Annotated in this window: 17 protein-coding genes and 1 tRNA gene; 7 read left to right on the plus strand and 11 right to left on the minus strand. The window is 68.7% G+C overall.

Going from position 1 to position 17,121, the window contains the following annotated elements; translation table 11 throughout:
- Positions 1–54: 54 nt before the first annotated feature.
- Together HUG10_RS09575 and HUG10_RS09580 are read right to left on the minus strand one after the other, a co-directional pair.
- Positions 55–687 (minus strand): NUDIX hydrolase, encoded by a 633-nt coding sequence (locus HUG10_RS09575; RefSeq protein WP_179169363.1) that lies wholly within the window; start codon positions 685–687, stop codon positions 55–57.
- Between the two features lie 90 nt (positions 688–777).
- Positions 778–2,118: an arylsulfotransferase family protein gene (locus tag HUG10_RS09580; protein ID WP_179169364.1), complete on the minus strand. Its 1,341-nt coding sequence runs from the start codon at positions 2,116–2,118 to the stop codon at positions 778–780.
- A 337-nt stretch (positions 2,119–2,455) separates the two neighbouring features.
- Between HUG10_RS09580 and katG the strand changes: the two genes are divergently transcribed.
- A complete protein-coding gene (gene katG / locus HUG10_RS09585) occupies positions 2,456–4,639 on the plus strand; it encodes a catalase/peroxidase HPI (protein ID WP_179171039.1) in 2,184 nt (727 codons plus the stop codon).
- Between the two features lie 128 nt (positions 4,640–4,767).
- Here the strand turns inward: katG and HUG10_RS09590 are convergent, their stop codons facing one another.
- A complete protein-coding gene (locus tag HUG10_RS09590; protein WP_179169365.1) occupies positions 4,768–5,268 on the minus strand; it encodes an AAA family ATPase in 501 nt (166 codons plus the stop codon).
- Positions 5,269–5,429: 161 nt separating this feature from the next.
- Here HUG10_RS09590 and HUG10_RS09595 point away from each other — a divergent pair, with 161 nt between their 5' ends.
- Positions 5,430–6,803: an LLM class flavin-dependent oxidoreductase gene (locus HUG10_RS09595; protein ID WP_246310123.1), complete on the plus strand. Its 1,374-nt coding sequence runs from the start codon at positions 5,430–5,432 to the stop codon at positions 6,801–6,803.
- A 313-nt stretch (positions 6,804–7,116) separates the two neighbouring features.
- Here HUG10_RS09595 and HUG10_RS09600 read toward each other — a convergent pair whose 3' ends face one another.
- From HUG10_RS09600 to ahbB, 6 genes are all read right to left on the minus strand, one after another.
- Positions 7,117–7,305, minus strand: a complete 189-nt coding sequence (locus HUG10_RS09600) for a hypothetical protein (protein WP_179169366.1) — start codon at positions 7,303–7,305, stop codon at positions 7,117–7,119.
- Between the two features lie 67 nt (positions 7,306–7,372).
- Positions 7,373–8,026, minus strand: a complete 654-nt coding sequence (locus tag HUG10_RS09605; protein WP_218780582.1) for a hypothetical protein — start codon at positions 8,024–8,026, stop codon at positions 7,373–7,375.
- Positions 8,027–8,281: 255 nt separating this feature from the next.
- A tRNA-Leu gene (locus tag HUG10_RS09610) sits at positions 8,282–8,366 on the minus strand.
- Between the two features lie 41 nt (positions 8,367–8,407).
- The gene (locus HUG10_RS09615) at positions 8,408–8,749 is read right to left on the minus strand and encodes a ferredoxin (protein WP_179169367.1); all 342 of its coding nucleotides are present in this window, start codon (positions 8,747–8,749) and stop codon (positions 8,408–8,410) included.
- Positions 8,750–9,039: 290 nt separating this feature from the next.
- Complete coding sequence (locus HUG10_RS09620; RefSeq protein WP_179169368.1) at positions 9,040–9,639, minus strand: DUF5789 family protein; 600 nt, start codon at positions 9,637–9,639, stop codon at positions 9,040–9,042.
- 155 nt (positions 9,640–9,794) lie between these two features.
- Positions 9,795–10,838, minus strand: coding sequence for a siroheme decarboxylase subunit beta (ahbB, locus tag HUG10_RS09625; protein ID WP_179169369.1), 1,044 nt, complete (start codon positions 10,836–10,838; stop codon positions 9,795–9,797).
- Between the two features lie 116 nt (positions 10,839–10,954).
- Here ahbB and HUG10_RS09630 point away from each other — a divergent pair, with 116 nt between their 5' ends.
- Positions 10,955–12,031 (plus strand): anthranilate phosphoribosyltransferase, encoded by a 1,077-nt coding sequence (locus tag HUG10_RS09630; RefSeq protein ID WP_179169370.1) that lies wholly within the window; start codon positions 10,955–10,957, stop codon positions 12,029–12,031.
- Between the two features lie 53 nt (positions 12,032–12,084).
- The gene (locus HUG10_RS09635) at positions 12,085–12,606 is read left to right on the plus strand and encodes a hypothetical protein (protein WP_179169371.1); all 522 of its coding nucleotides are present in this window, start codon (positions 12,085–12,087) and stop codon (positions 12,604–12,606) included.
- 21 nt (positions 12,607–12,627) lie between these two features.
- Here HUG10_RS09635 and HUG10_RS09640 read toward each other — a convergent pair whose 3' ends face one another.
- Together HUG10_RS09640 and HUG10_RS09645 are read right to left on the minus strand one after the other, a co-directional pair.
- Complete coding sequence (locus tag HUG10_RS09640) at positions 12,628–13,275, minus strand: hypothetical protein (RefSeq protein ID WP_179169372.1); 648 nt, start codon at positions 13,273–13,275, stop codon at positions 12,628–12,630.
- A 102-nt stretch (positions 13,276–13,377) separates the two neighbouring features.
- A complete protein-coding gene (locus HUG10_RS09645; RefSeq protein WP_179169373.1) occupies positions 13,378–14,340 on the minus strand; it encodes a succinylglutamate desuccinylase/aspartoacylase family protein in 963 nt (320 codons plus the stop codon).
- Positions 14,341–14,523: 183 nt separating this feature from the next.
- On the opposite strand from HUG10_RS09645, the gene HUG10_RS09650 reads away from it, so the two are divergent.
- The 3 genes from HUG10_RS09650 (at position 14,524) to HUG10_RS09660 (ending at position 17,090) form a co-directional block, all read left to right on the plus strand.
- Complete coding sequence (locus HUG10_RS09650; RefSeq protein ID WP_179169374.1) at positions 14,524–15,078, plus strand: peptidylprolyl isomerase; 555 nt, start codon at positions 14,524–14,526, stop codon at positions 15,076–15,078.
- 115 nt (positions 15,079–15,193) lie between these two features.
- Complete coding sequence (locus tag HUG10_RS09655; protein WP_179169375.1) at positions 15,194–15,640, plus strand: hypothetical protein; 447 nt, start codon at positions 15,194–15,196, stop codon at positions 15,638–15,640.
- A gap of 682 nt (positions 15,641–16,322) precedes the next feature.
- The gene (locus HUG10_RS09660; RefSeq protein WP_179169376.1) at positions 16,323–17,090 is read left to right on the plus strand and encodes an HpcH/HpaI aldolase family protein; all 768 of its coding nucleotides are present in this window, start codon (positions 16,323–16,325) and stop codon (positions 17,088–17,090) included.
- Positions 17,091–17,121 lie beyond the last annotated feature (31 nt).

Consider the following 17,121-nt stretch of genomic DNA (forward strand, 5'->3'; position numbering starts at 1 on the left):
CAGTCGGATGAGTATCCTGAACGGAAGCCGGAGTACGAGGAGGAGCGCGGTCGGCTACCCGTCAGCCGGTTCGTCGTCGAGTTCCTCGGGGTGGGCCTCGTAGCGCGAGACGGCGAGGATCGCCCTGCCGTCGCGGATCTCGCCGTCGAACACGGCCGTCCGAAACGCGTCGTAGTCGGCGACGACCGGGCGGATGCTCTCGTTGAAGTCGAGGTCCTGCTCGGCGGTCGGGCGGCAGCCGCGCGCGAGGAAGTGGTGGTGGATGGAGTTCGCGATCCCGTTCTCCGGTTCGACCGTGACGAGGTGGGTCAGCGAGTCGGCCTTGTGGCCGGTCTCCTCGCGGAGTTCCCTGCGAGCGGCCGCTTCCAGGTCGACGTCGTCGCCGGCCTCGACCGTTCCGGCGGGGAGCCCGCGGTTCACGCGGCCGACCGCCTGGCGCCACTCCTCGACGAGCACCACGTCGCCCTCGGGCGTGAACGGGAGCACGACGACCGCGGGCGGCTCGTCGACGTAGTGGAAGTCGGTCTCGGTGCCGTCGGGGAGCCGCACGTCGTCGCGGCGCACGTCGAAGCCCGGGCAGGTGTAGTCCACCTCGGACCCGAGGGTCTCCCAGTCGAGGGGAGTATCGTCCGGGTTCTCGGGATCGCTTGCGGGGCCGTCGTCGTCATCGGGGTCGTCCGCGTCCATGCGCCCCGGTCGCCGGCGGCGGGGAAAAATCGGGGGGTCGGCGCGGCGACGAGACAGATTCGAGTCGATCCGTTCGAGACCCGAGTCGGCCTAGTCGAGCCACGAACGGGCGCGGAGGGCCGCGCCGGCGAGCACCAGCGCGAGCGCGACGAGCGTCAGGCCGATCTGCGTCTCGGCGAACCAGACGGGCGCCCAGGGAGCGACCGCCCGGAGGCCGACGACGAGCGTCGAGAGCACCGGGATTCCCCCCGCGCGCTCGACGCCGGTCCCGTCGCCGTCCGAGCGCGGGAGGTCGGCCGACGCGTCGCCCGTCAGCTCTCGCGGCACGCGGTCGGCCTCGTAGGGGATGCGGTCGGTGGCGTAGCTCCAGACCACCGTTCCGTTCTCGTCGATCTCGAAGACGCGGCGGTTCAGCGTGTCCGTGACGACCGTGTGGCCGTTCGGTAACCGGTCCGCGTCGCGGGGCCAGCGGAGGTCCATCCCCTCGGCGCGGTCGAGCACCCACGCGGGCTCCCAGGTCCCGTCGTCAGTCCGGTGGAGTTCGACCACGCGGTCGTTGTCGGAGTCCGCGACGAGGACGGCGCCGTCGTCAAGCCACTGGGGGTTGTGCTGGTGGTTCAGGACGTCGGGGTCGCCACAGCGCACGTCGCCGTCGGTGTCGCGGAGCTGGCCGTTCTTGGTGCACGACGCGTCGCTCCCGCCCGTGTCCTCGTTGATGATCTCGACGACCTCGCTCCCGCCGTCGTCGGTTCGCTCGACGATCACGAGCTGGTTCGCGTTGCGGACGGAGACGAGGAATCTGTCCTCGCCGATCCGGTCGATGTCGTTGATGTGGAGCCAGTCGGTCCGGGTCGGGTCCTCGGGCGCGTCGTACAGTTCCGAGGCGTTCCACTGCCAGGTGATCTCGCCGTCCTCGACGACGATGACCCGCTCGTGGTCCATGTCGGTCATGGCGTACCCCCCGTCGGGGAGCGGTTCGGCGTCGTGGATCTCGCTGTTGGACTGGGACCTGACGGGGAAGCTGTACTCCTCGACGACCTCCGGCCCGCCGTCGGCGCTGGGGTCGATGATGCGGATCCCAGTGCGGGCGCAGGGCGACTCGTACGGGCCGCACTCCTCGTATCCGGAGTGCATGAACCCTGCGAGGACGGTACCGTCGTCCAGCCGCTGGACGTCGAAGTAGCTGTCCGCGCTGTCCTCCTGCCAGACGACGTCGGCGCCGTTCAGCAGGTAGACGCTCCCGTACTGGTGCCAGCCGGGACCCCCGCCCTGCGACCCGACGAGGGTCTCGCGGGCGCCGTCTGCCGTCGGATCTCCCGGCAACCCGGGCGTCCCCGCGCGGTCGGGCGCGAGGACGCCGCTCACGGCGACGGTGAGGACGAACAGGAGGACGCCGGCGAGGACCAGCCGCGTCCCGCGGTCTGCGGTCATCGGCGAATCCAACGCGGGTTTCGGCAAAAACTTTCGGTATCGCCGGCAGTGCGGGCACGCGGTCGGCCGCTGACTGGGAGCGTGGCAGGGTATCGCTCGGAGTGTCGAACTGGCGGACGACCAAGGGTGACCCCCCTCGTCGGCAGGGGCGGGTTTTTGGAAATCGTGATGGAAGTTGTTCGAACCGCAAAGAAATACCTCATTTGCCGGGACATCCGGCTTCCCGAGGGCCAATCAAAAGACGGTCAACGGGAAACGTATCGGTGAATATATGAGAGTCGAGCAGCTTTCCACGAACAGGTACACAGCGATGTCCGAGGAAACCCCCGAGCACGATATGGGCGAGTCCAGCCACGAGTGGTGGCCGAACCAGTTGAACCTGAAGATCCTCGACCAGAACGCCGGTCGGACCGATCCGATGGGCGAGGAGTTCGACTACGCCGAGGAGTTCCGGAAACTCGACCTCGACGCCGTGAAGGCGGACATCGAGGAGGTGATGACGACGTCGCAGGACTGGTGGCCGGCCGACTACGGCCACTACGGGCCGCTCTTCATCCGGATGGCGTGGCACAGCGCCGGCACGTACCGGACCAGCGACGGCCGCGGCGGCGCGTCCGGCGGTACCCAGCGCTTCGCGCCCCTCAACAGCTGGCCCGACAACGCGAACCTCGACAAGGCGCGCCGGCTGCTCTGGCCGGTCAAGCAGAAGTACGGCCGCAAGCTCTCGTGGGCCGACCTGATCGTCCTGGCCGGGAACGTCGCCCTGGAGTCGATGGGCTTCGAGACGTTCGGCTTCGCCGGCGGGCGCGAGGACGAGTTCGAGCCCGACGAGGCCGTCGACTGGGGCCCCGAAACCGAGTGGGAGACCGCCGAGCGCTTCGACGACGAGGACGCGCTCCAGGAACCGCTCGCTGCCACCGTGATGGGGCTCATCTACGTGAACCCGGAGGGGCCGAACGGCGAGCCGGATCCGGAGTGGTCGGCCGAGCGCATCCGGACGTCGTTTAGCCGGATGGCGATGAACGACGAGGAGACGGCCGCGCTCATCGCCGGCGGGCACACGTTCGGGAAGGTCCACGGCGCCGACGACCCCGACGAGCACATGGGCACCGAGCCCGAGGCGGCCCCGATCGACCAGCAGGGCCTCGGCTGGGAGAGCAGCCACGGCTCCGGCAAAGGGAGCGATGCGATCACCAGCGGGATCGAGGGGCCGTGGAACGCCACGCCGACCCAGTGGGACATGGGCTACCTCGACAACCTGCTCGACAACGAGTGGGAGCCCGAGAAGGGTCCGGGCGGTGCGTGGCAGTGGACCACGAAGGACGGCTCGCTCGACGGCGTCGCGCCGGGCACCGAGGACCCGTCGGAGCGGGAGGACGTGATGATGTTGACGACCGACGTCGCCCTGAAGCGGGATCCGGAGTACCGGGAGATCATCGAGCGCTTCCAGGAGAACCCCCGCGAGTTCCAGGAGGCCTTCGCGAAGGCGTGGTACAAGCTGATCCACCGCGACATGGGCCCGCCGTCCCGGTTCCTCGGCCCCGAGGTTCCGAACGAGGAGATGCTCTGGCAGGACCCGATCCCCGACGTCGACCACGATCTGATCGGGGACGAGGAGATCGCCGAGCTCGAGGAGGAGATCCTCGCCTCGGACCTGTCCGTCTCCCAGCTGGTCAAGACAGCCTGGGCGTCGGCGTCGACGTACCGCGAGAGCGACAAGCGCGGCGGGGCGAACGGGGGTCGCATCCGCCTCGAACCGCAGCGGAGCTGGGAGGTGAACGAGCCTGAGCAGCTGGAGACGGTCCTGGGGACCCTGGAGGGTATCCAGGAGGACTTCAACGGCTCGCGGTCCGACGGGAAGCGGGTCTCGCTCGCCGACCTGATCGTTCTGGGCGGCAACGTGGCCGTCGAGAAGGCCGCGGCGGACGCCGGCTACGACGTGGACGTCCCGTTCGAGCCGGGTCGGACCGACGCCTCCCAGGAGCAGACCGACGTCGAGTCGTTCGAGGCGCTGGAACCCCAGGCCGACGGGTTCCGTAACTACCTCGGTGACGGGCACGAGCAGTCGGCCGAGGAGCTGCTGGTGGACAGGGCGGACCTGCTGACGCTGACGGCCCAGGAGATGACGGTTCTGGTCGGCGGCATGCGCGCGCTGAACGCGAACTACGGGGAGACCGAGCTCGGCGTCTTCACCGACGAGCCGGGGACGCTGACCAACGACTTCTTCGTGAACCTGCTCGACATGGACTACGAGTGGGAGGCGGCATCGGACTCCCAGGACAAGGACATCATGGAGTGGGAGTCGCCGTCGGACGACCACGACATCTACGAGGTGCGCGACCGCGGGACGGGCGAGGTCGAGTGGGCGGCGACCCGCGTGGACCTCGTCTTCGGCTCGAACGCCCGGCTCCGGGCCATCGCCGAGGTCTACGGGGCCGAGGACGCCGAGGAGGAGTTCATGCACGACTTCGTCGACGCGTGGAGCAAAGTGATGAGCCTCGATCGCTTCGACCTCGAGTGAGCTCGGCCGTGAACCTCCACTAGGTCACCTGGCTCCTCGGCGACCACGGTATCCCCCGCGACCCTTTTCCCTCGGAAACGCACGAGCGCGGACCTCGACAGCGCCGAGCGCCGTGATCCGTGTCCGGATCAGTAGTGCGCGGCCACCTGCTCGCGGGTCCGCGGGAGGTCGCCGGAGTTGTCCACCCTCAGGTCCGGCGTTCCCACCGCCTCGAACTCCTCCGCGAGGAGTTCGTGGACGGCGAAGTCCGCGTCGCTCTCGTCGCCCTCGCGGGCCGCGATCCGTTCGCGGACGACCTCCGCGCTGCACTCGACCTTCACGAGTTCGAACGTCGCGCCGACGTCGGCGGCCACCTCGCGGGCCGCCGCGCGGAGGCGCTTCCGGCGGAAGGTGCCGTCAAGGACGACGACTCCGCGCTCGTCTACGCCCGCGGCGGCGCGGTCGAGGAGTTCGTCGTACACCCGGCGCGTCTCCTCGGGGGTGTAGTCGGGGTCCGGCACGACGTCCTCGCGAACGACGTCGGTACGGAGGAGTTCCGCGTCGATCCGCTCCGCGATCTCCCTCGACACGGTCGTCTTCCCCGCGCCCGGCAACCCGCAGACCACCACGAGCCGTTCCTGTCGTGACATCGGTCGGACTCGGGTGGACGGTGACCCGGCGGGGTATAGTCGATTGCGTTTCGGGCGCCGGCCGCGGGAAACGAGCAGCGGAGCGCGAGATCGGGAGGCGGGTAGCCGGCACGGACGGCCGATTTCGCCGGGCCTACGGGCCGCGAGTGCGAGGGGAGGGTATGCACGGGGACGACCGAGCGGGGACCGACCACCTCCACCTCAACCTCTTCACCATGAACTCGGTCGAGCACGTCTCGCCGGGATCCTGGACGTATCCGGGTGACCAGTCGCACCGATACACCGACCAGGAGTACTGGACCGACGTCGCCCGGACCGCCGAGCGCGGCGGCTTCGACGCGGTGTTCTTCGCAGACGTGCGCGGGGTCTACGACGTGTTCGGCGGCGACCGCGAGACGGCGATCCGGAAGGGCGTGCAGACGCCCTCGAACGACCCGAGCTACCTCGTGCCCGCGATGGCCGAGGTGACCGAGGACCTGGGGTTCGCGGTCACGCGCTCGACCACCTACAGCCACCCGTACCAGCTCGCCCGCGAGTTCTCCACGCTCGACCACCTCACGGACGGCCGGGTCGCGTTCAACGTCGTCACCTCCTACCTCGAGTCCGCGGCGGCGAACCTCGGGCTGGACGGGCGCATGGACAAGGCGACCAGATACGACCGCGCCGACGAGTTCCTGGAGGTCTGCTATCGGCTGTGGGAGGACTCCTGGGACGAGGACGCGGTCGTCCGCGACGCCGAGCGCGGCGTCTACACGGAGCCCGAGAGGGTCCGCGCCATCGACCACGAGGGCGAGTTCTTCGACGTACCCGGTCCCCACGGCTGCGAGCCCTCCCCGCAGCGGACGCCGGTCATCTTCCAGGCCGGCTCGTCCGACCGCGGGCGGGAGTTCGCGGCCGCCAACGCCGAGGCCGTCTTCTGCTCGCAGCCGACCGAGCGCGGCGTGGTGGAGTACATGGACGACCTCCGGGAGCGCGCGGCCGCCCTCGGCCGCGACCCCGACTCGCTGGCGTTCTTCCCCGGCATCGTCCCCGTGGTCGGCGAGACCGAGGCGCAGGCCGAGGCGAAGTACGAGGCGCTCGTCGAGCACGTCGACGTCGAGGCCGCGCTCGCGCTCCTCTCGGGGTTCATCGACATGGACCTCTCCGAACTGGACCCGGACCGGAAGATCGAGCACATCGAGACCGACGCCATCCAGGGGACGATGAACGCCTTCACGAAGTCGGACCCGGACCGCGAGTGGACCGTCCGCGAGGTGGCGGAGTTCTCCGGACTCGGCACGACGTCCCCCGTCGTCGTCGGCACGCCCGAGGAGGTCGCCGACGAACTCGAGCACTGGTACCGGGAGGTCGGCGCCGATGGCCTCAACGTCAAGGAGGTCGTCCGCACCGGGAGCCTCGACGATTTCGTCGACCTGGTCTGTCCCGTGCTCCGCGAGCGCGGCCTGCTCCCGGAGGAGCCACGCGGCGGGACGCTGCGCGAACGCCTCTTCGGCGCCGGGCCGCACTTGCCGCCCGACCATCCGGCGCGACAGTGACGGATCGACGACCGGGTGCGTGCAGATTTCGACCGCGGTCTCGCGCCCGAAACACACAACCGGCGGAGAGTTGACCGCGGGGGTTCCCGCCGGCGGCGCCATCGTTAAGTACATCCGGGTGCTGGCTTCAGGTGACGCTTCGTCTGGAGGGCCGAAGCGTCAGCGGGGACCAATTCGGGGCGGCACCCGCACCGCACTACTCTTTCGCGGTGCGTGCCGCCCTTCGTTTCGACACATCCGAGCGACAGCGACGTCGGGCGACGTAGTAACGAGGGAACCGGAACTCAGCGTCGAGTACCGTCCGCGCCACCGCTCACCCGTCGCTCGGCGGGTTGACGACCATCCCGTCCACGAGCGCCGCGATCGCGATCGCGACCGCGACGCCGAAACCGACCGCGAACGGAAGCGCCGCCAGGCTGGCGGCGAGGAGCGCGACCACCAGGGAGACCCCGATGATCGCGAGCAACGCGTCCGCGCGGGTCGGCGCGTTCCTGGGGAGCATCGTAATTATATCTAATTAGGAGGCTTGTGTATCTTGGGGCTGCACGTGTCGATCCGAACGGGGGGTTTCAGCCGCCCTCCGCGTCCGTCCCGGCGTCGTCCACCCCGGCTTCGTCGGCCGTTCCTCCGTCGTCCGTCGACGGCTCGGCGGCCTCCGTATCGTCGTCGGCCGTGGCGCCATCGGTCTCGTCGCTCGTCCCGTCAGCGGCCGGCCCCGCTTCGGCCGTTCCATCGTCGTCCGTTTCGTCCCCTGTCGGCTTCGGGTTCGGAACCATGGCCGCGAGGGTGTTACGGACGTACCGCATCCCGGAGGCGATGCCCATCAGGCCGTCCATCAGCGCCTGCTGGTTGGCCTCGTCCGGGTAGATCCGGTACTCCGTCTGGATCACCTCGGCGTTCCTGAACTCGCAGGCGGCCCCCTCCTCGTCGAGGAACGTGTAGAAGCCGGGCGTCGCGGCGAGCATCGGGCCGATGCGCTGGAGCAGCACCTGCCGGTCCTGGTCGTCGCGCAGGAGCGCCCGCGACCGGTCCGTGTCGAACGCGGTCTTTCCGACGACACGGAGCGGTCCCCACGTCTCCTCCTTGATGACGTGGATCGGCAGCCGTGAGAGCCGGAGTTCGTAGTTGAACTCCGTCTCCTCGTCGTCGTGGTTCGTCACCTCCCGGACGGCGTTGTCGTCGATCCAGCGTCGGACCTGCTCGCCACTGACGTGGGTGGTCATGTCCCCCGTTACGTCGTGCGGCCGAAAAGGGCAGAGCCTGCGTGTCAAGGTCTATGGGTGGATATCGGGTCCACGAGCATCGAGAGATCGCTCACCCGGAATCCTTCCGGAAGCACTCGGGGCCTTCGGCCCCACTCATGCGAGGGAAGGGATTTGAACCATGGTCGGACGTGCTCGGCTCGCTTCGCTCGCCTATGCGCGACCTCCCTGGTTCGAATCCCTTCCTTCTCGATTTTATCGCTCCGCTCGAAAATCTGCGAGGGAAGGGATTTGAACCCTCGAACCCCTACGGGAGCGGATCTTAAGTCCGCCGCTTTTGGCCTGGCTCAGCCACCCTCGCGCGGATAGACCCTTCCGGGGAGAGCCGTTTGTCGGTTTCGGTTACCAGTCGACGCTCAGGGTGCCGTCGCCGTGGGGGTTCGGCGCGAGTTCCTCGTCGGTCCGGCGGTCGACGACGTGGATGCAGCCGACGTCCTTCTTCGCGGGGCACACCTCGGCCGCGCGGAGGTTCTCGTCGAGGTCGTCCTCGCCGACGTAGTACGACTTCGGTCGGGCCATCCCGGAGGCGATGTCCATCTCCCAGTTGTCCGCCACTTCGGCGCACTTGCCGGCGCCGAAGCAGGCGTTCGCCTCGAAGATGATCTTGTACGGCTTCTCCTCGACGGGGGGGCCGTCCCCCCCGTAGTCGCTCGCGGTCTGCACCTTGGCGTCCGGGTCGCTCATTCGTGTGCGGGTTGTCGGTGGGCCGTCTTTCGTCTGTCGGTCGCTGTGCATTGGATTCGGCGGGAGAACCGATTCTCCGAAACGACCCGTTGACGACGGAACGAGGTCCTCGCGTCGGTGGTGAGTGATGTCGATCTCCCGTTCGTCGCACTCCCGGAACCGTCGTGCCTCCGGCAGGGGATCGGCAAACGGACGCCCTGACTCACCGGATACCCGATCGCGCCACACCACCCGCCCCCCGACCCGGTTCCGGCGGGGAGAAACCTCGACGGGTCGCCGTGGTCTTCGATCTAGACGCCGAGCCAGTCGTCGTTCCGGACCTCGTATCCGTTCGACCGGCAGAACTTCGCCGCTTGCCGGCGTACCGCCCGGGACCCCGGGAGCTTCTCTTTGTCGCGGATCCGCTCTACGATCCAGTCGGTGGTGGCTGCGATCCCCTCGTCCTCGTCGTCGGCGTCGATCGCTTTGAGTTCCCTGAGCGTCTTCTCGTAGGCCTCCCGCTGTGACCCGCCGAGCTCCTCGTTCCGGAGCGTCTCGCTCGCCTCCACGATCCGTTTCATGGCCGCGGCGATCGTCGGCCGCTGTACCCGCACGCGGACGGCGGCGGGCGAGTCGAACCGCTCCTCGTCCGTGTCCGGAACGAGTTCCTCGACGGTGTAGGCCCCCTCGACCGATTCGACCTCCCGGTCGCCGACCGCAGCGACGACCTCGCTCCCCGTCGCCGGGAACGTCAGGGAGTCGAGTTCCGTCTCGAACTCGTCGAGCTCCGCCTCGTCGGTCGGCGGCTCCGTCTCGTCCCCGCGTTCGAGCTCCGCGGCGATATCGCGCTCACGCTGGCGTCTCTCGGCGTCCTGCGCTTGCTTGTCCCGGCCGCGTTTGTCGTCTGCCATCCCCGACTGTAGACTGCCTGGCCGGATAACCCTGTGGCCGGAGCGGTGTTTTCTCCGAGCGGAAAAGCCATACCGGAACGGGTCGAGGAACGCCGCACGACCGGATCGGTTACTGGTTCGATACGACTATCGCGGGGGAACGGAGTCAGATCGCCTCACTCGGCGCCGACCAGATCCTCGTACTGGGCGCCGGTCTGCTTCAGGGTCTCCGTCGAGTACAGTCGCTCGTGGTCGAACGGGAGGTACTCCGCGGCGAGTTCGTCGATCTTCGCGTCCACCGCTTCCGCCTCCCGGCCGTGGACCATCGTGAACAGGCTGTAGTTCCAGCCCAGTTCGGGCCGGCGCGGCCGGTGGTAGCACAGCGTGACGAACGGGAGCTCCCCGACCCGTTCGCCCAGTTCGTCCAGCCGGTCGTCCGGCACGTCCCAGACGACCATGCAGTTGTTCCGGAAGCCCGTGACGACGTGGTTCACCACGCAGCCGATGCGCTTGATGCAGCCCCCGGCGCGAAGCCGCTCGACGGCGGCGAGCACGTCGGTCACGTCGGCGCCGACCGCGTTCGCGACGTCGCGGTACGGCGTCGCCGACAACGGGAACCCGTCCTGGATCTCCAGCAGCACCCTCGCTTCGAGGTCCGTCAGGCCGCCGACCGCGTCCTCCGAGATCCGCGTCGCGGACGCCTCGGTGTGTTCGATGGACTCCCGCGCGAACGCGTCGTCGTTGAACACGGGGAACTCCAGGTCGATGTAGAAGTCGGTCAGCATCGGGAGGTTCAGCACGTCACACCCGGTCCGCTCCTCGATCTCCGCGAGGATCCCGTCGCGCCGCTCCCGCGTGCTCGCGGTGACGACGAACCACATGTTCCACTCGTGGTCGCGCCGGTAGTTGTGGTTCACCTGCCGGAAGCCGTTGATCACCGCCGCGATCTCGGCGAACCGATCCTCGGGCGCTCGGACGGCCGCCAGCGTGGAGGAGCCGATGACCGGCGGGTTCAGGACGGCGCCGAAGCGCCGGAAGACGCCCCTGTCGTACAGGACGCGGACGCGCTCGACCGCCTCCTCCTCGGGGATGCCGAGCTCCTCGCCGACGACCCGGAACGGCCGCTCGACGACGGGGAAGCCGCTCTGGTAGTCGTCGACGAGGCGGGCGTCGATCTCGTCGAGGCCCTCGCGCCAGCCCTCGTCCTCCAGTGCGCGCATTAGCGGGAATTGGGTGTCGGGCTATCTACCGGTTTCGGAGTCGGCCGGGTGGACGGGCGTCCAGGTCGCGCGACCGAACGGGACCCTTTTTGCGCCGACAGGACCAAGCCGGCGACATGGAACAAGCGACCGAGGAGTTCGGGGAGTGGCCCCTCAAACGCCTCATGACGGAGGTCTGCGGCTCGGGTCCGAAGTCGGCCGACGACATGACCCGCGAGCAGGCGACCGAGGCGATGCGGCGCATCTTCGCCGGCGAACCCGACGACACCACGCTCGGGGCGTTCTGGCTGGCGAACCGCTGGAAGCGCAACAACCCGGAGGAACTGGCGGCCTACGTCGACGAGATGTGCTCGCGCGTCGAGTACGCCAGGCCCGACGCCGACCCGGTCGACTGCGGCGCGAACTACGACGGGAAGGGCGAGACGGCCATCCTCGGCGTCGGCGCGGGCATCGTCGCGGCCGGCGCGGGCACCCCGGTCGTCGTCCACTCGGGCGACCGCGTCCCGACCCAGAAGCAGGACGCCTACAAGCACGTCCTCGACGAACTCGGCGTGACGACCGAACTCGACCCCCGGGAATCGGCCGACATGGTCGACGAGGCCGGGTTCGGCTTCTACTACCAGCCGTCGTTCAACCCCGACGTCCACGCGCTGTGGGAGCGCCGGGACACGATGGGCGTGCGGACGTTCCTCAACACGATCGAGACGCTGGCGAACCCCGCCGACGCGGACGTCCACCTCGGGTCGTTCTACCACCTCGCGTTCGCGAAGAAGGTCGTCGACACCTTCGAGCGGTCGGAGTTCCACGACCTCGGCCGCGTCATCATGTTCCAGGGGATGGAGGGGTACGACGACATCCGGCCGGGGTACACCAAGGTGGCCGAGTGGACCGCGGGTGACGGCGACGGCGCGGAGTTCACGGACTACGAGATCGAGACGCCCGAGTACGGGATGGACTTCGAGGAGGCGGACCTCGAGGTGGACGATGTCGCCGCCGACTCGGGCCGCATCGCCGAGGAGGTCGTCTCGGGCGAGCGGGAGGACCACTGGCGCGACGCGGTCGCGCTCAACGCCGCCTTCCGCATCTACGCCCGCGAGGACGTCGCGGACCTGGAGGAGGGGCTCGAGGTCGCCCGGGAGGCGATCGACGACGGGAGCGCCGCGGCCGTCCTCGAGGACCTCCGCGCGTTCTAACGGGTGATATTCGGCCGCGAGAGTTTATCAGTGGTACCGCCACAGACGCACGCATGAGCGGTGTCGCGACCGCGAACGTCTACGGCCTGTTCTTCCTCGCGGCCAGCGCCGCCGTCGTGCTCCTCGCGCTCACGACGTACGTGGTCGGTCGCCAGATCGGCCACGAGCGTGCGGTGGTCGCGATGTTCGGGCTGGTCGGCGCGTTCACGCTCGTCGGCGGTGTCGGTGGGCTCGGCCCCGACGGGGCACGCGTCCCGGTCCTGCTGGGCGTCGCGTTCCTCTACGTCCCCCTCGTCGTCGGCGGAGCCGTCGCCAGGGGTGTCACGGCGCGCGGCTGGCGCGAGGTGTGCCGGACCCTCCTCGGCGGCTGGATGGCCGCCCTCGTGCTCGCGCTCGTGACGCAGGCGGCCGGCGCGTCCCTCGATGCCGTCATCTCGTGGTCGCCGGGACTGTTCGGCGTCGACTGGTACCTCGGCTTCCTCGCGTACATGGGGATCGTCGGGCTGGTGGCGGGCGGAGCGACGGTTGCGTTGCTCTCGCGGTCACTCCGCGAAACGAGCGTGTCGGCCGCCTGAGGTCGTCGAACCGCCCTGTCGTCAGACGACCTCGAACAACGCACCCGGGGTCCCCTTCTCCGCGTCTTCGTCGCCGGACAACGGTACGTCCCGGACCCCGAAGCAGTGGAGTCCCGGTTCGAAGTCGACGCCGCCGGCCGCACGATGGGCGGTGTCGGCACCGCCGTCCCCGACTTCGACGGGGACGGTCCACGTGTACGTCCCACCGGGTTCGATCTCGGCACCGAGGTCCTCGACGGCGTCGCGGGGGTCGACGTTCGTCCACCCGTCGTCGTCCTCGCGCCAGACGGTCCAGTAGTACGGGCCGAAGAAGACCGAGCCGTCGCTCCGATTGACGAGCGACAGCTCGACCGTCCCGTCCAGTTCGACCTCCTCCGCCGACGGGTGGACGAACACGGGCGTCTCGGCGGTGGCCCGATGGTAGCAGCCGTCGAGCATCGGCGGACACGGCCGGTCCGCGAACCGCGACTCGCCCGGCGGGTCGGCAGTCGCGGTCGGGTCGGGTAAGTCGGTCGTCCCCCGAGTCGTCGTCACGGTGTCGTTCGCTGTTCCCGGACGCGTCGGACTCGGTTCCGTCCGGGACGGTGACGGTGCTGACTGCGTTCCGGTACAGCCTGCGAGCCCCGCCAGCGCGGCGAGGACGGCCCGGCGGGAGGGATCGGGGACCATGCGCGGGTTGTCACACAATCGGGATAAGTATCTTCTCCCGGTCGGCCGGGACGACGTTCGGATCGGACGGATCGAACGGGGACTGCGGTGCGGGGCGGCGGCTCAGTCCAGCCGGATCGCTACGCCCACGAGCGTCTGGCCCGCCGTCACGGTCGCCTCCCGCGCGACCGAGTACACGATCCCGGAGCGGTCAGCGTGCGCCTCGTGGAGCGTCTCGTAGGTCGTCGGGTCGAACACCTCGCCGACGTAGTCGCCCTCCTCGACCTCGTCGCCGATCGCCAGCCCGTCTGCCGCCCGGAACAGCCCCGAGTCGCTCGCCTTCACGCGCCCGAGGTGGTTCCGGGCGCGGGTGCCGTCCCAGTCGGGCACCGGCTCCCCGTCGTCGAGGACCCCTGTGTGCCGGAGCACGCGCTTCATCCCCGTCACGCCCGCGTCGATGGCGTCCTCGACGAGTTCCTTGTTGTGCGCGAGTTCGGGCGTGATCGAGGGGATCCCCTCCCTCGTCGCGGCGACGCGGAGCTTCCCGCCGAAGCTCCGCTTCTCCCACTCGTCGTCGGCGTCCTCGCCCGCGGCCTCGGCGAGCAGGAGGTCCGTGCCGAACGCCTCCGCGAGCTCCCGGCAGCCCTCGTCGCCCTTCAGGTATACCGTATGGGTGAGCATCTCCGGGCTCCCGGTGTGGAGGTCGACGATGTGGTCCGCGTCGCCGGCGTACTCCCACAGCGCGGCGGCCATGCGCTCGTGGAGGCTGCCGTCGGGGTCGCCCGGCCAGCAGCGGTTCATGTTGGGGTTCACCGAGTCGTACGCCTCGGGCGTGGTGTAGGAGACGGCGTCGAAGGTGAGCGGGTCCGCGACGGGGACGGCGTGGAGGGTGCCGTTCAACTCCACCCCCTCCAGCTCGTCGTGCAGGCGCCGGAGCGCGGCGCTCCCGTTGATCTCGCGGCCGTGCTGGGCGGCCTGCGCGTACACCACCGGGTCGCCGTCGCCGTAGGTGTGGACGGTCGTCTCGACGGCGACGCCGGACGGGAGTCGGGCCAGCGTGACGCGGTCGCGTGTGTACTCGGCCATGGACGGGCCGAGGGAGTGGACGGGCTTGTAACCCCCTACTCGCACGCTGCTCGCGGCCGCGTTCGTCTCCCGGCTGTTCGCCACGTTCGTCTCCCGGCCGTCCGCCGCCGAAGGACCACCGCACGCTGTCCGTCGCCGCGGTCGATGGGACGACTTTTCCCGTTCGCCCACGCAGTCGGGAGCATGAGTGACGACTTGCCGACGGCGACGTTGCACACGAACCACGGCGACATCACGGTCGAACTGTACGCCGACCGTGCCCCGCGCACGGTCGAGAACTTCGTCGGCCTCGCGCAGGGCGCCGACGACTACGACTCCGCCGAACCCGGCCCCGGCACGGGCGCCTGGGAGGACCCCGAGTCGGGAGAGAAGCGGATCGACCCGCTGTACGACGACGTCGTCTTCCACCGGATCATCTCGGACTTCATGATCCAGGGCGGCGACCCGACCGGGACGGGACGCGGCGGCCCCGGGTACGAGTTCGACGACGAGTTCCACGACGAGCTCCGCCACGACGACGAGGGGATCCTCTCGATGGCGAACTCCGGTCCGAACACGAACGGCTCGCAGTTCTTCATCACGCTCGGCGCCCAGCCGCACCTCGACGACCGGCACTCGGTGTTCGGCAAGGTCGTCGACGGCATGGACGTCGTCCGGGAGATCGGCTCGGTCCCGACCGGCCGGAACGATCAGCCGCGGGAGGACGTCGTCCTCGAATCGGTGACGATCAAGGAGTGACGGCCTGAATCCGGGCTGAACAAGGCCCGACTGACTGAGTTTCACTTCCACCGAATCCACCACTTTCACTCCGGTCTCGGCGGGAGTACTTACCCGGCGGACGACTACGTCTGATATGAGGTCCGGCCGCCAAACGACCAGGTTCAACAAGGCGAACGCGATCGCGCTCTGGCTCCGTCGCGTCGGGTTCCCACCGGTCGACGTCGTCGCGTGGAAGCTTCGAAACGGGTACGTCGCGTTCTCCGTCGAGTTCGAGGACGGGGCGCAGCCGGCCGCGTTCCAGGAGGGTCGGTTCGACGCCTTCGTCGAGGATCACCCGTGCGTCCTCGACCACGGGGAGTTGCCGATGATCTGGCCGCGGAACCTCCAGGCGATCGCGAAGCTTCCCGACCCGATAGGGGAGTGTGATCACGACGGGTGCGACGTCCCGGCGACGGAGTACATCATCTTCCCCTCCCTCGGGAAGGTCAGCACGTACTGCGAACTGCACGCCGAGCACGCCCGCCAGTGCTTCGCCGACGGAGGGGACGGCCCTTACGAGGACGGTACGCCCGATCGATGATTCAACGGTGAGCGTTCCCCCGCCGGATCTCGGGTGAGGGCTGGAGACGTCACGTCCGGTTCCTCGCGAACGGCCTCGAGTTACCGCGCTACCATCTCCTCCGGAACGTGGTTGGAACACGATCATCCGTGGCCGCGTGCCAGAATTAACAGATCCGATATTATGATGAAATAATTATCTTTTCTCCGAGTTTCGTTCGGGAGGCTCGTTCCGAGTCGGAACGGATCCGCCCGTACGTCGCCTCGACGCGTCGAACCCCTGGCATCGGACGATGTCGAACTGGATCGACGCTTAACGACCTGATTCGACGACCGCAGTCAGCGGATTCGGGCGACTTCCTGACCCCACCGCGCTGGACACGATAGGCCGAAGAGCAAGTCGTTGGTGCATCCACAGCGCAGATTTCGATCGTCCCCCCTCCTTCGCTCCTGCCGTTCGTCGACCGGGTCCACCAGTAGTCGTTCGAATTACTCTGTAGTTATCCCGACCGTCGAAGGAAATGATGGAATCCGTATTATATGTCCTTTCGCTAACTTTCCAGGTATTTCTAACGGAGCGCCGCTGGCCGCAAAACTTATTGTCTTCCGTCTAAGGAACCACCGCTCCACGTACCCGGACCACTGACCGGCCGCCGGAACTCGGGACGGCAAGTTCTTTAACCACCGGTGTGGCACGTAGGGTCATGCCCACTGGTGAGATTCGACGCCGGTTACTAGACGGTGAAACCGTCGTCGGAACGTTCCAACTGCTCGACTCGGCGATGGTGTCCGAGATGATCGGGATCGCTGGGATGGACTTCGTCGTCTACGACCAGGAACACGGTCCCCTCACCGCGGAGACGACGCTCGAACTCTCGGCGGCCGCCCAGAATCGCGGGATCGCGCCCATCGTGCGCGTTCGGTCGAACGAGGAGGCCGAGATCCAGCGGGCGCTCGACATCGGGTCGGCCGGCGTCCAGGTGCCGCAGGTCGAGACCAGCGAGGACGCTCGGGCGGCCGTCGAGGCGGCGCGGTTCGACCCCATCGGGAGCCGCGGGCTCTCCAAGTACGTCCGCGCCGGCGACTACTGGGGGAGCGAGACGTACACCGACGAGCAGAACGAGGACGTCCTGCTCGTCGTGCAGGTGGAGGGGAAGCGCGGCGTCGACAACATCGACGAGATCCTCGCCGTGGAGGGGATCGACGCGGTGTTCCTCGGTCCCTACGACCTCTCGCAGTCGCTCGGCATCCCCGGCCAGGTGACCCACGAGCGGGTCGAGGCGCTGATGGAGGAGGTGTGCGAGCGCGCCGCCGAGACCGACACCGCCGTCGGCGCGTACGCGGACACCCCGGAGATCGCCAACCGCTGGATCGACGCCGGGGTCCAGTACGTCACGCTGGGCGTGGAGGCGTCGCTGTTCACCTCGCACCTGGAGACGCTCGCCGACGCGGTCGACGTGCCGGAGCAGTAATCGCCGGGATTCGTTAGTCGACCGCATCCGC

The sequence above is a fragment of the Halorarum halophilum genome, assembly GCF_013401515.1.
In the GTDB taxonomy this organism is placed as follows: domain Archaea; phylum Halobacteriota; class Halobacteria; order Halobacteriales; family Haloferacaceae; genus Halorarum; species Halorarum halophilum.